At 62.4% G+C, this 13,645-nt stretch carries 12 protein-coding genes and 1 pseudogene; 8 read left to right on the top strand and 5 right to left on the bottom strand.

Annotated features, from left to right (window positions below; genetic code table 11):
- The first annotated feature begins 170 nt into the window (after nucleotides 1-170).
- From B0G71_RS31505 to B0G71_RS31475, 7 genes are all read left to right on the top strand, one after another.
- Nucleotides 171-1,871: a PAS domain-containing methyl-accepting chemotaxis protein gene (locus B0G71_RS31505; protein WP_116146714.1), complete on the top strand. Its 1,701-nt coding sequence runs from the start codon at nucleotides 171-173 to the stop codon at nucleotides 1,869-1,871.
- A 256-nt stretch (nucleotides 1,872-2,127) separates the two neighbouring features.
- Nucleotides 2,128-2,736, top strand: a complete 609-nt coding sequence (locus B0G71_RS31500; RefSeq protein ID WP_116146712.1) for a DinB family protein — start codon at nucleotides 2,128-2,130, stop codon at nucleotides 2,734-2,736.
- 274 nt (nucleotides 2,737-3,010) lie between these two features.
- Nucleotides 3,011-3,262, top strand: a complete 252-nt coding sequence (locus B0G71_RS31495; RefSeq protein WP_007178686.1) for a hypothetical protein — start codon at nucleotides 3,011-3,013, stop codon at nucleotides 3,260-3,262.
- Between the two features lie 340 nt (nucleotides 3,263-3,602).
- A complete protein-coding gene (locus B0G71_RS31490) occupies nucleotides 3,603-4,595 on the top strand; it encodes a DedA family protein/thiosulfate sulfurtransferase GlpE (RefSeq protein WP_106281617.1) in 993 nt (330 codons plus the stop codon).
- 90 nt (nucleotides 4,596-4,685) lie between these two features.
- Complete coding sequence (locus B0G71_RS31485; protein WP_116146710.1) at nucleotides 4,686-6,416, top strand: FAD-dependent oxidoreductase; 1,731 nt, start codon at nucleotides 4,686-4,688, stop codon at nucleotides 6,414-6,416.
- Nucleotides 6,417-6,556: 140 nt separating this feature from the next.
- On the top strand, nucleotides 6,557-6,832 hold the full coding sequence (locus tag B0G71_RS31480) for a hypothetical protein (protein ID WP_116146708.1): 276 nt from the start codon (nucleotides 6,557-6,559) through the stop codon (nucleotides 6,830-6,832).
- A 96-nt stretch (nucleotides 6,833-6,928) separates the two neighbouring features.
- Nucleotides 6,929-8,164, top strand: a complete 1,236-nt coding sequence (locus B0G71_RS31475) for a winged helix-turn-helix domain-containing protein (RefSeq protein ID WP_116146706.1) — start codon at nucleotides 6,929-6,931, stop codon at nucleotides 8,162-8,164.
- A 22-nt stretch (nucleotides 8,165-8,186) separates the two neighbouring features.
- Here the strand turns inward: B0G71_RS31475 and B0G71_RS42560 are convergent.
- From B0G71_RS42560 to B0G71_RS31460, 3 genes and pseudogenes are all read right to left on the bottom strand, one after another.
- A pseudogene (locus tag B0G71_RS42560) lies at nucleotides 8,187-8,309 on the bottom strand (LysE family translocator); the annotation flags it as partial.
- A 190-nt stretch (nucleotides 8,310-8,499) separates the two neighbouring features.
- A complete protein-coding gene (locus tag B0G71_RS31465; protein ID WP_012428738.1) occupies nucleotides 8,500-8,757 on the bottom strand; it encodes a hypothetical protein in 258 nt (85 codons plus the stop codon).
- Nucleotides 8,758-8,867: 110 nt separating this feature from the next.
- Nucleotides 8,868-11,051 (bottom strand): hypothetical protein, encoded by a 2,184-nt coding sequence (locus tag B0G71_RS31460; protein ID WP_116149039.1) that lies wholly within the window; start codon nucleotides 11,049-11,051, stop codon nucleotides 8,868-8,870.
- Between the two features lie 605 nt (nucleotides 11,052-11,656).
- Here B0G71_RS31460 and B0G71_RS31455 point away from each other — a divergent pair.
- Entirely contained in the window at nucleotides 11,657-12,064 is a 408-nt protein-coding gene (locus tag B0G71_RS31455) for a hypothetical protein (protein ID WP_116146704.1), read from the top strand.
- Nucleotides 12,065-12,243: 179 nt separating this feature from the next.
- Here the strand turns inward: B0G71_RS31455 and B0G71_RS31450 are convergent, their stop codons facing one another.
- Together B0G71_RS31450 and B0G71_RS31445 are read right to left on the bottom strand one after the other, a co-directional pair.
- Complete coding sequence (locus B0G71_RS31450) at nucleotides 12,244-12,798, bottom strand: TetR/AcrR family transcriptional regulator (protein ID WP_116146703.1); 555 nt, start codon at nucleotides 12,796-12,798, stop codon at nucleotides 12,244-12,246.
- Between the two features lie 74 nt (nucleotides 12,799-12,872).
- On the bottom strand, nucleotides 12,873-13,604 hold the full coding sequence (locus tag B0G71_RS31445; RefSeq protein ID WP_116146701.1) for a GNAT family N-acetyltransferase: 732 nt from the start codon (nucleotides 13,602-13,604) through the stop codon (nucleotides 12,873-12,875).
- Nucleotides 13,605-13,645 lie beyond the last annotated feature (41 nt).

The following is a 13,645-nucleotide window of genomic DNA, read 5'->3' as shown; positions in this document are numbered from 1 at the left end:
TTCACGCCGCCGTCCACGACGCGTCAAACAACCCTGTATTAACGGCGTCGGCCTGCCTAAACCTGAGTGGTTTACTAGGAAACCCTAAAGGGCAAGGGGTCAATTGCCGTTATTGCTTGCAAACATGTAAGCACCGCGCCCACGCGCGGGCTAGCACAGCAAGGAAAGCCATGCGCAACAACCAGCCTGTCAGCGGGCAAGAGTACGAATTTCCGTCGTCACACATGCTTGTTTCGGCGACCGACCTGACCGGTCGCATCCAGTACTGCAATCCGGCCTTCATCGCGGTCTCGGGTTTTACGCGCGACGAACTGATCGGCCAGCCGCACAACCTGATCCGCCATCCAGACATGCCGCGCGAAGCCTTTGCCGACATGTGGGCGACGATACGCGACGGCCGTCCCTGGACTGCGCTCGTGAAGAACCGCCGCAAGAATGGCGATCACTACTGGGTGCACGCCAATGTCACGCCGGTAGTCGAGAAAGGCGCGGTCGTCGGCTATTTGAGCGTGCGCGTGAAACCGGTGCGCGCCGCGGTGCGCGCCACTGAGGCGCTCTACGCACGCATGTGCAGCGGCGAGTCCCGCGGCGTGCAGCTGCGCCGTGGCGTGATCGTGCGCACCGGCGTGCTGGGGCGTCTGCAGGCGCTGATGCGTCTGCCGGTCGCGACGCGCGCGGCGTTCGGCTACGCGATCACGCCGCTGGCGCTGCTGCTCACCGGCCTCGCCGCATGGCGAGGCGCGCCGCCCGCGCCGTTCTGGATCGGATTCGGCGTTGCCACGGCGCTCAGCATCGCCTCGTGGCGAATGCTGACGCGGCAACTCGCCGCACCGATCAACGACATGTCGGGATTCGCCACGCGTCTCGCCGCCGGCGATCTGACGGCTGATCTGCATATCGCGCGTCACGACGACCTCGGCGACGTGCTGCAAGCGCTGAATCAGTTGAAGGCGAATCTCGCGGCGATCGTCTACGACGTGCGCGCCCAGATCACCGGCATACTGGACAACGCGCGCGAGATATCCAGCGGCAATGTCGATCTCGCGAGACGCACGGAATTGCAGGCGGCGTCGCTCGAAGAAACCGCCGCTACCATGGAAGAACTGACCACGACCGTCCAGGCCAACGCCGATGCCACCGTGCGCGCGCTCGATCTGGCGAAAGAGGCCCAGGCGGCGGCCGCGGCCGGCGGCAAGATTGCCGGCCAGGTGGAGCAGACCATGGCGGGCATCACCGCGGCATCGCGGCGTATCGCCGACATCACCGGCGTGATCGACGGCATCGCGTTCCAGACCAATATCCTCGCGTTGAATGCCGCCGTCGAAGCAGCGCGAGCGGGCGAAGCAGGCCGTTCGTTTGCCGTCGTCGCGGGCGAAGTGCGCATGCTGGCGCAGCGCTGCGCGGCGTCGTCGAAGGAAATCAAGTCCGTGGTCGAAGCAAGCGCATCCGAAGTCGCGGCCGGCACCGAACTGGTTGCACGGACAACCTCGCAAATGCGCGTAATCGACGAGGCAGTGGGCCGCGTGTCGTCGATCATCGTCGAGGTGGCGAACGCGAGCAACGAACAGGCCGACGGGATTCGCCAGGTCAATCAGGCGGTTTCGCATCTGGACGGCGCCACGCAGCAGAACGCCGCGCTCGTCGAACAGGCGGCGGCCACCGCGCAGCGCCTGGCGGAACAGGCGGACGTGCTGGATGAAGCCGTGCGGCTGTTTACCGTCGCCGACGCAGCGCCGGCTCGACGCGCCGTCGGCACAAAGCGTCGGGCGTTCACCGTCGAAGCAGCGCCGACGCCCGCGCCTGAGATCAAACGACACCACGCGCCAGTCATCGCAGAAGATGCCGAGCAGGAAGAAGCCACATTGATCTGATAGATCGGCGTTACTCCCACCTCGACAGTCCAGTATTGACACAGCACGATGGCACCGTCAGCGCCCAGTTGTTTGCAAGGGCAGGCTGACCCGAGTAACAACGGCGTTTAGCGGCCCGCCTCCTCTGTGGACGGGCCTATTTTTTTGGGCTGGCGCTGGTGCGCCGGTATATATGCAGTTGACTCACGCGTTACGTGCCGCCACGAAGACGCTCAAGCGCGTCCTCCCATGCCGATTCCCACCACCGGAGGCCGACGTGATTCCTTCCGACCCGCCACGCATTAATCCGCTGTCTTCGCACCTCACCGCCATGGCGCGCAACAACGCATGGTCGAACCTGCGTCTCTACCGCGCCTGCCTCAGATTGACCGACGAAGCGTTCGCCGCACGCAGGGTGAGCTTCTTCCCGTCATTGCAGCTCACGTTGAATCACATCCTGCTGGTGGACCGTTACTACTTCGACGCGCTGATCGGCGGCGGCGCAGGTCTCACCATTTTCGATAACGAACTGCCCTATCCGCGCGCAGCCGACCTGTGGGATGCACAAGCGCGGAGCGATCAGCAACTGCTGGCCTTCTGCGAATCGTTAACTGACGACGATCTGCCACGCGAAGTCCAGATCGACCGTGGACCGTCGGTTGGGATACAACGCGAGCAGATCGGCAGCGTACTGCCGCATGTTTTCGTTCATCAGATTCATCATCGTGGACAAGTTCACGCGATGATGAGCGGCACAGAGGCCGCCCCGCCGCAGCTCGACGAGTTTTTTCTCGCCGCCGACGCACCGCTGCGCGTTTCCGAACTCGGCGATCTGGACGCGATGCGCGAGTCGCAAACGATGCCGCGCCGCGCCGAATTCCCCTAACTGGAACGCGCGTCAACTTCGTGACAGTCATGGAGAAGATTCGCACCGGCACGGGGCACGAAAAATGCATCCGTCGTTACGGAGAGTCGCGTTAAACTGGTTGTCACGGCCGGACGTCACGATGGGCGTTGCCGGGCGCGCCGCGCCAGTCAACGCGCTTGGCGGCGCAAGCCATGCAGGCAGGCGAACGGGCAAACGTGACGGCGGCGCGACAGACGCCGCCCTATCCTGCCCGTACAATAGTTCGATCATCAACGGAACGAGGACAACTTCGATGCGCACTACCGGGTCTTCCGGGTCAATGGCCCTGCTCACCGAATACGACGACGCAACGGCGCGCGAACTTCGCTCGCTGCGCCTCGAATCGACAGAAGACGGCAAAGGCATTCTTTTGATCGAAGTCGATGAGCGCAAGCCAGGCATCCACCGCGAAGTGCGCTACGAAATCACGCCGGCCGAACTGATTGCTGCCATTCGCGCACACGGCGCGGAATTGCCGGGCGAACAGCACAATCATCGTCAATGAAATTCGTCACGCGGCATTGCATCTCTGGTGCGAATGCCGCGTGATGCTTTAGCATCGCCGTTCTCCAATTGCCTGCTGGGCTGGCGTCCGCGGACGTCAATCGGGCATTATTTCCGCTAACGCATACCGCGCGACATTCGCATCTATTTCGGTTTGTTCAGGCCGCCGTGCTAATGCGTCTTTCAGCTGGCTCAGTGCACTTGAGATAGCGCTTTCCATACCCAAGTAAAGGGCTACTTTTCAGGGCGTTTGCACGTCTTGAAAATGCGTCCATAATCCTTGCATTCTCCTTTGCATTTCCTACCTGCGCCGCGCCCGAAAGGGCCGCGGATGTAAGCCGATGCTACATGATCTCGTCGAGCAATATGGGCCGGCGCTCGTGTTCGTAAACGTGCTCGCCGCCTCGATCGGGCTGCCGGTTCCGGCCATGCCGTCGCTCGTGCTGTTCGGGGCGATGGCCGCCATGCATCCCGGTTCTGTGGGCACGCAGTTGGCGCCGGTGCTCATCCTGTCGATATTCGCCACGCTGATCGGCGACAGCGCGTGGTATTTGGCCGGCCGCATGTATGGCGGCAATACGCTCAAAACGATTTGCCGGCTGTCGCTCTCGCGTGACACCTGCGTGAAAAAGACCGAGCGCTTTTTCGGCCGCTGGGGCGTGCGCGTGCTGGCGGTGGCCAAGTTCGTGCCGGGATTGTCGATCGTGTCGATCCCGATGGCGGGCGCCATGGGCACGCGCTACCGCACCTTCCTCACGTATGACAGCATCGGCGCTGCATTGTGGTCGGGCACCGGCCTGATCATCGGTGCGTTGTTCGCCAAGCAGATCGACATGCTGTTTGCGCTCGCCGGGCGCCTTGGGCGCACAGCCGCGCTGGTCGCCGTCGGCCTGTTGCTGGCGTATGCCGCGTATCGCTGGATCCGCCGGCGTCAGCTGATTTCGAAGCTCGCGACCGCGCGCATCGAAGTCGACGAACTGGCGTCGCTCGTGACGGCCGGCAAAACGCCGGTGCTGTTCGATATCCGTTCGCACGAGAAGCGCGCGCTCGATCCGTTCATCATTCCGGGCTCGCAATTCGCCGACGAGCGGCAACTCGACGAGATCGTCGCGACCTATCCGCACGATCAGAAGCTGGTGATCTACTGTTCCTGCCCGAATGAGATTTCCGCGGCATGGATGGCCAAGCAATTGAACGAAGCCGGCTTCTCCGACGTGCTGCCGCTGCGCGGTGGCATGGAAGCCTGGCGCGACTCGGGCAAGCCGGTGGAATCGCTGCCCGACATGCCGCCGCCCGAAGTGGCGGTCGAAGGCGTCGCGCCGAAGGCCGTGTAGCGCAAGCAGCGCATCGTGATTCGCGCCTTCGGGCGCCGCGCCGCTTCGCCTCTCGTTCGATCCATCAATGAACACCGAAGGAGCGGTTCAATGCTTTCGACTCAAGAACCTGAAGTGCAGCAACCGGACGTGCCACAACCAGACGTCGTCGCCGACGCGCCGTTTTCGTCGCTCTCGACGCGCATGCATCAGATGTTCCCCGCGCTCACGTGTGCCGAAATCGGCCGTCTGCGCAAGTTCGGCGAGATCGGCCACTGGAAGTCCGGTGAACTGTTGTTCGAGACCGGCCGCACCGGTCCCGGCATGTTCGTGGTGCTCGAAGGACGCGTGAAGGTGTATCAGCGCGACGGCATTGGGCGCGAAGTGCTGATCAACGAACATGGCGCCGGGCATTTCCTTGCCGAAGTCGGTCAACTGTCTGGTCGGCCCGCGCTGGTCAACGGCATGGCGATCGGTCCGGTGGAAGCGTTGCTGATTCCGCCGGAGCGGCTGCGCGCGCTGATCGTTGCCGAAGCGGAACTCGGCGAGCGCATCATGCGCGCACTGATCCTGCGGCGCGTGTCGCTGATCGAAAAGGGCGCGGGCGGGCCGATCCTGATCGGCAACAGCAACGACGCGCGGCTCGTCATGCTGCAAGGCTTCCTGTCGCGCAACGGACATCCGCATTCCGTGATCGACGAACGCGACGAAGACGCGCTGCGTCTGATCGAGCAATTCGCCGCGCAAAAGGAAGACATGCCGCTGGTGATCTGTCCGGACGGCTCGGTGCTGCGGCACCCGAGCATGCCGGAACTCGCCACGTGCCTGGGCTTGCTGCCCGATCTCGACGATGCGCATGTGTACGACGTCGCGATCGTCGGCGCCGGACCGGCTGGGCTCGCCACTGCGGTGTACGCGGCCTCCGAAGGCCTGTCGGTGATCGTGCTCGACAGCCGCGCGCCGGGCGGCCAGGCCGGCGCGAGCTCGCGGATCGAAAACTACCTCGGCTTTCCAACCGGCATCTCCGGCCAGGCGCTGGCGGGCCGCGCGTTCGTGCAGGCGCAGAAATTCGGCGCGCACGTCGCGATTCCGGTCAATGTGAAGGCGCTGCATTGCGCGGACCGGCCGCATCGGCTGGAACTGAAGTGCGGCGGACACATCACGGCGCGCGCGATTGTGATCGCGAGCGGCGCGGTCTACCGGCGTCCTGCGCTCGAAGGGCTCGACCGTTTCGAAGGGCGCGGCGTCTATTACTGGGCTTCGCCGGTGGAAGCCAAGCTGTGCAAGCGCCAGGAAGTCGTGCTGGTGGGCGGCGGCAACTCGGCGGGCCAGGCGATCGTCTATCTGGCGACGCACGCGGCCAAGGTCCACGTACTGATCCGGCGCAGCGGTTTCGAAGCCACCATGTCGCGCTATCTGATCGACCGGATCCGCTCATTGCCGAACGTGTTCGTGCATCCGAATTCGGAGATCGGCCGGCTTGATTCGGACGACAGCGGTTTGTCGTCGGTCGCGCTGAAAAAACCGCTGCCCGACGGCACCGATCATTTCGACACGCGCCATCTGTTCCTTTTCACCGGTGCGGACCCGAATACCGACTGGCTGCGCACCTGCGGCGTGGAACTCGACGAGAAAGGCTTCGTACTGACCGGGACGAGCGCCGACGGCGCGTCGGCCTGCGATCTCGCGACGACGGTCGAAAGCGTGTACGCAATCGGCGACGCGCGCGCCGGCTCGACCAAACGCGTGGCCGCGGCCGTCGGCGAAGGCGCCGCCGTGGTCGCGCAGATCCATCAACTGCTGGCGGTGTCGGCGGGAGAAGCGGTCGCGCTGGGCGCCTGAATGAACTAGATGATCTGAAATGCCCGTCGGCCTTGCAACCGCCGGCGGGTAACCTGCTGTTACACACACCTTCAACTGGTTGCACCTGCTTGCCTTTCTGTCTCGTAATATCTCTGTCAGCTATTCGACAGGAGACAAGCATGTTCCAACGCGCGATTGTTTTCGCCGCCTTCGGCCTTGCCGCCGCCTGCGCATCGACTGCCGCCTCGGCGCGGGTGGACGTCGGCGTGTTCGTCAATACGCCGGGTCCGGTGTATGCCGCGCCGCCCGTCTACGCGCCACCACCAGTCGTCTACGCGCCCCAACCGGTCTACGGTTACGGCTACCGGGACGACGACTATCGCGGCCGCCGCCACTGGCATCACGATCATGGCCGTCATCGCGGCTGGGATCGGCATCACGGGCGCGGCTGGTAAAGGCAAGTTCGGGCGCTTCACGCTACAGTAGCGACTGCTGATCCAGGCCGGGCCTCGTGCCCTTCCCTTCGCAGTCACTCACTGATCGACGCCCGCGTGAAGACTCTTTCGCTTTCCGCCGCCCGCACTCTGCATCTGGCCGCGCAAGGTTTGCTGACGCCGCCCCGCCGCAAAGCCCTCAAGGCCGACGTGCTCGACTCGATCCGCCGCATGGCGCAATTGCAGATCGACACGATCCACGTGGTCGCGCGCAGTCCCTATCTTGTGTTGTTCAGCCGGCTCGGCGCTTATCCGCCGCAATGGCTCGACGAACATCTCGCCGAAGGCAAGCTATTCGAATACTGGTCGCATGAAGCCTGTTTCGTGCCGATAGAAGACTACGGCCTGCTGCGCCATCGCATGCTCGATCCAAGCGGGATGGGTTGGAAATACGCGGCCGAGTGGCACAAGAAGCATCGCAAGGAGATTGACAAGCTGCTTGCGCACATTCGCGCGACGGGACCGGTGCGCTCCGCGGATTTTGCCCGCGAGGCGGGCAAGGGCAACGGCTGGTGGGACTGGAAGCCGGAGAAACGTCACCTGGAAGTGCTGTTCGCAATCGGGCAATTGATGGTGGCCGAGCGGCGCAATTTTCACCGCGTCTACGATCTGACCGAGCGCGTCCTGCCGGGTTGGGATGACGCGCGCGATCTGCCGCCCGCGCACACCCTGACGGACGCCGTGTTACGCCGCACGTGCCGCGCGCTCGGCGTCGCGCGCGCCGACTGGGTCGCCGATTACTACCGTATGCCGCGTCGCCCGTATCGAGACGAACTGCGCGCGCTCGCCGACCAGGGCGAGTTGATTCCGGTAAGCGTGGAAGGGTGGAAGCAGGACACGTACGTGCATCAAGACTTCGCCGCGATACTCGACGATGCCGCGAGCGGCAAACTCACCTCGACGGTCACCACGGTGTTGTCGCCGTTCGATCCGGTGGTGTGGGATCGCAAGCGCGCAGCGGCGCTGTTCGACTTCGACTACGCGATCGAATGCTACACGCCCGCGCCAAAGCGCAAATATGGTTACTTCGTTTTGCCGCTGCTGAGTCGCGGCCGTCTTGTCGGCCGCGTGGATGCGAAAGCGCACCGCACTCAAGGCGTGTTCGAACTGAAGTCGCTGCACATCGAACCGGGCGTGCGTCTGAGCGCGCGTCTCGCCGGCGATCTGCGGCGCGCGTTGCAACGCTGCGCGGACTGGCATGGCACCCCGCAGCTGGAAATCACATCCGCGCCGCCGGAATGGCTCGACGCGTTAGACGTCGGCGACACTTTGGGCGACAGTGTGGCGGCCTGACCGCCGCACCAACGTCGCACTCAATGCAGCGCCGCACACCCTGCTGCAAGCCGGCCGCCGCGAGCAGCGTATTGGTGGGGCCGGGCGTAATCAGCACGACGACAATGCCGATGGCGAGCAGCGCGATCGCAGACACGAAGAGCATAAAAAAAGGCGCAATGTTGGGGACAGTGCGCCGTTTTAGCATAGACAGCGGCCGCGCCGAAATGCAGCAGCCAATAACGATGACGAATCGCGACGCGTGATGCCGTCACCCCCAACCGGAGCAACGGCAGTCGGCACCGGCAGGCATGCCGATGTGACTCGCACCGCCCACCGGCGACGCGCAGCCGCCTTTAGTGATCCAGTTTCGCGCGCAGTTCGCGAGCGGCTTCCAGCAGACCTTCGTAACCCGAACGCGCATGCTCCGGCAGATCAGGATCGCCGACGAATGTGCCGAGCGTTTCGATCAGGCTATACAGAATGCCCTTCGCGGCGCCGGAGGCAATGCTGCCCGACGAAACCTGCTGATCGACGTGACTGAGCGCTGCGTCGAGGTTTTCCAGATCGGGCCGGTCGCCCGTGGGTGGCTTAGGCGTTACGTCTTGCGTCATGATGAAACTTCGCTCCTGTTGATGCAGCGGTGAACAAGCCATCCTTGCATGTTGTTATATACCGATCGTGCGTTGCCGTCTATTCGTGATCTGCACGCATGCGACCGGCGTCAAGGCGTCCATCGATACATCAGAATTTTTGCGCGGGCATCGTCCTCGAGTAGCACGACATACTCGCCATTGTCGCGTTGCACCGCGCTGATACCAAGATACACGTCCACCCAGCCGCTCGTGTTGCCGACGCTCGCGCCCGGCGTCATGTAGCCGGCCACCTGGCCGGTACGCGCATCGTAGACATCCACCCTCTGCGTGTACAGCTCCGCTACGAAGATGTAATTGCCCGCCACCGCGACGCCCACGGTCGTCGTTTGCGGATTGCTTTGCGTGTTCCAGGGCAGCGAGATCGTGTACTGCTGCGTCGGCGTACCGGAGCTCCAGTTGTCATAACGCGCGAGCACCGGGCCCGCCTCTTTCCAATGCGTCGCATCCCATGGAATCGCGCTTGTGAAGCCGGAGATATACATGGTGTCGGTCGCCGCGATGTAGACGATCCGCGCGATCCGCGTGAACGGTTGCGGCATCGCGAACATCTTCGAGCTGGCGTATGTGTAGATCGGATTGCCGGCGGGATCGAGACCTTGCAACGGCATTTCACGGATGCCGCTCAGCGGCGTGGCGAGCCAGACATTGCCCGGCGCGTCGACCCACCAGAAGCCGTTGCCGACCGTGCTGCCGGTCGACGGATTGCTGCTGATCTCGCTGGCGTCGACGCTGCCGTTGCCATTGCTGTCGCGCCACAGCCATTCGCCATACGCGGGCTGCGCGGCGGGCCATGTGCCCGGCAGCGGATTTTGCGCGAGCAGGCCGGATGGAATTGCCATTTCACCGTGTGCGGCGTCGAAGCGATAAACGTTCAGATAATGCGCGCCGGGATCCAGCGTGTAGAGAAACCGCTGACCGTTGATTCGACGCACCATCGGCTCGCCGCGCACGCCTCGCGGCTGATGAAACGCGGGATCGTCCGGATAGTCGAAACGATCCAGCGTGAAACCCGCATACGACCATTCGCGGCCGACGGGTTGGTTGTAGTCGAGCGTGAAGCGCTTGGAGCCGGTGTAGACGGAGCTGGGCGTGGCGGGATCGAACGCGGCGCTATCGACGAACGTCAGACCGTACAGGCGCCAATTGAGGGCGTGCGAACTGTACACGTAGCTTTCGAGCACCGCGCCTTGTCCGACCGATGCCGATCCGACCGGCCGCGGCCCTTCGCCATTCTGCGCGACGTACAGATTGCCCGCAGGATCGACACCGATGCCCGTCACGCCGTTGAAGCGCCAATTGCCCGGTACACCCTTGACCGGGTGAAAGATGCCGTTGCGCGTGCCGATGGGCGCGGCCGCTTGCGGTTGACCGTTGCCGTCTTTATTAAAGACGAGAATCCGCTGCGACGGGCCATTGTCCGCAACGAGGATTTGCCCGGCCGGCGTAACGGCGATGTCGGCCGGCACGGCGCCCCCGGGCAGCGTCAATGTGCCGGCGAGCGCGGTGCCATTCGCGGTGTAGTGCTGAATAGTTAGGTTTCCGGATGAAATACCGCTCATCACCCATAGTGTCGAATCGGTGTCCACCGCAATGCGTCCTGGCGACGTCACATTCCACGAGCGCAAACGCTGCATCGAATTCGCGTCGAACACGACGAGCCGGTTCGCGTAGGTATCGGCCACGTACAGTTCGCTGTCGGTCGCGGCCATGCCACGAATGCCCGCGTCGTTGCCGGTGGCTACCGTCTCGAGCGGCAGAAAGCTGTTCTTCGTCGCATTGGCACTATTGCCGATGCCACCGCTGAAAGGCGCGCCGGTCGCCAGATTGGCGAGCGTGCGGCGCGTGATGCCGTACCAGGTCAGACTGGCTGCGGGATAGTCCGCCCCGACCAGGGCGTTACTTTCGTTGCCGATCGACATCGCCGCATACAGGTACGTGTGATTGACCGCGACCGCGTCGCCACCGGCCGCGCCCCAGCCGTGCGTCGAGCCGGCTACGCCGATCTTGTCGCCCGCGCGATAAGCGGCGATTTCACTGCCGCTCTCGTCCCAAGGCGCGTTGGTGTACACGGTGCCGTCTGCGCCGACGCTGATGGCCTGAATATCCTGCTGCATCCACTTGCCGTCGCCGAAACCAAAACTATTGCCGATCCATGAAGTGGTGTAATTGAGTTGCGATTGCGCTGATGAATTCAGTGGAATAAGGCTGCTGAAGATAACAGCGGCCACACCCAGGCGAGAGAACAATGTCACGACGGTATTTCCTTGCGAGGTGCGAAGCGCTTGCCGGCGGCATGTCCGGCGCGTATTCGCGCGCATGCCGATTGATGGGCAGTCGCGCATGTGTAAGAGATTGGCGCTTTATCCTCGCATAGAAAAATCGTAAATATATTGATAAAAAATCATTTTTAAATGTTGAATCACTCAGATGATTCGAAGCGCATAAGCGTATGCGCGGATACGGTGCTGTCTGCCTTTCGCGCGGATGCGATAAGCACACCGGCGCGCGACGGTCAGCACATGGTCCTCGCGTTCTATCAAACCATCTTCGCCCACGTCGAGGTATTCGAAAGCGCGCCTAGGGTGGTGAGAACGGCGGCGGCGCATAGGACCGAGTCAACGCCGTGGCCCGCAGCTGGTTCGGCTACGGAAGTTCGACGAAGCCGCGCGACCGGCGATCGACCAGCGGCGGCGGGACTTCTGCAGCCGGCCAGGAAGCGACGGTCACAGGAAGCTTCGGCCAGACATTCAAGCGACTGCTGCATCTCCGAAAGCGGTCGCCTAGTCGGCCTATCAAGTTTCACGCTCAGTTGCCGTAGAGACGGTGTAGTCACTTGATGCTCGGGCATGAATTAGACATGCATTTCGCAAGTCTTCTATTGCTCCCATTTCGCGCATTTGAGAATGCGGGTGTCGCCGCCGGCGTCGTCGTTTCGTTTTACTACGTCGTCGTAGTTTTCATAATCGGTACGCTGGTCTACGAGATTATCAACCACGTAGGCATCGAGCCCCGAGTTGGTGAGGCCAATGTGACAAAGCGTACTGTTCCTGCACATTGGGAATGGCAAAGCCGAGGACGTGCCGTCATGCGGGTGTACGTAAAGGACTATGAAGTCCTTGATCTGATCATCGACGGTCGGAAGACTGTGTATCGGCCAATCCCGTGGATTCTGGAACGAGCGAAGAGCGGCACCACTGTGCCTGTCGAATATGCAACAGGCCGGCTAAATGGCAAGATAACGGTTAGGAAATTTATGTATCTGTGAGGGTGGAAGTGGCCGTCCGAGCAAGTCGAGTGTCGAGACTACGGCCGACCACATCGGACCGCGTACGGCCAACTGCGGCCTTCCAGCCGCTGATTCGCGCAGACATTCGAGCGTCCGCTCTGCTGCATCAACCGGCTTATGGTCGCAGCCAGCGAATCATCCTTTTCCGCTGATCGACTTCATTCGTACATCTTGAGCATCCCCGCCAGCGCTCCTTCGATTATCCTGTTCGACAGACGCGGATCATTCACGGCGCGAGCGAGCGCTATTGAACCCACGCAGGTGCTGAAGATCATCACCGCTTTAGCATGGGCGTCTTCTGTATCCGGCAAAGACTGTGCGAGCGAAGCGATGATCTCACTGACACGTTCAGTGAATGCCTCGCGGGTTGCTTCGGGCGCGCGCGGTACGTCGTTGACTAACGCTGAAATTGGGCAACCTCTGCCCAGGTTGTCCCGATGGCTTTCCGACACATATGTGCTTATTGCGCGCTCAGGCGCCGTCTTGAGCGCGGCCTGGAAATGCTCGATGTCCTGCAGCGCCATGATGAAAGCCTCGGTCACAAGCGTATCGCGTGACTCGAAATGCTTGTAGAAGCCGCCAACAGTCAAGCCAGCTTCTTTCATGATGTCGCCGACACTAACCCCATCAATGCCACGCTCGCGGAAACGACATGCGGCGACCTGCACAATCCGCTGATGCGTGGCGAGTTTGTCAGCTTGTGAGTGCCCCATTTTTCAGTCTCAAAGATGTATTGTGCTGTGAGTCAATCTGCAATGCCGTTCGACCGGTGCTCCCGCAGCAGCGGTTAGCTCGCGTCGCCCGACGACCTCACAATTGCCGTCAGTTGCAAAGTCCTGGCAATGCGAAAGCCGAGCTCCCGATACAGACGAACGGCGGAAAGATTATTGGTGAACACATGAAGGAACGGCACTCTGTCGCGTTCCTGGATGGTTGCCGACAGATGCTCCATCAACAGCCGGCCCAGCCCTCGGCCACGCCATTCCGGGTGCGTGCACACGGCGCTGATTTCGACGTACTTCCCGGCAGTCATTCGTTCGCCCGCCATCGCCACCAGCTGGCCGCCCTCCCTGATGCCAAAGAAGTGACCTAGTTCGTTGGTCCGGGCGTTGAATGGTCCGGGTTCCGTTAGCTCGGCGAGTCGGAGCATATCAGGTGTGTCGTCGACGCCGAGTCGCACGATCCGCTCGTCGGACGATACGGTGAACCTGTTGGCGGCAACCATCTGATTGGCGACAGCCTCGCGCGCGACGTCGAAGCCAGACGGCAAGTCCGGCTTGCCCGCCGTGAAAAATGATAGGCGCTGTCCCGGCTGGAGCATCGCTGCAACTTGCGAGACGCTTTGCGCCGAGTAATTCCGTGCGGCCCCGAACGGCGCAAATTCCGGGAGATACCGGGCACCGCCTTCGCGGCGCTCGATGAAGGCTGGAGGCGCTTCGCTCAGAGCGATCCAGACGGGATTGGTGAGGTATTCCTCGGTCGCGATCTCACTGGCTGCATCGATGTGGGAGGACTGCATGACAAGCTCCTGTTTTGTTCGTCTTCTCTGCTGTGGAATCG

This window comes from Paraburkholderia sp. BL27I4N3 (genome assembly GCF_003386115.1).
Lineage (GTDB): Bacteria > Pseudomonadota > Gammaproteobacteria > Burkholderiales > Burkholderiaceae > Paraburkholderia.
The sequence above is the reverse complement of the archived record's forward strand: the minus strand, read 5'-3'. Positions and strand labels throughout refer to the sequence as shown.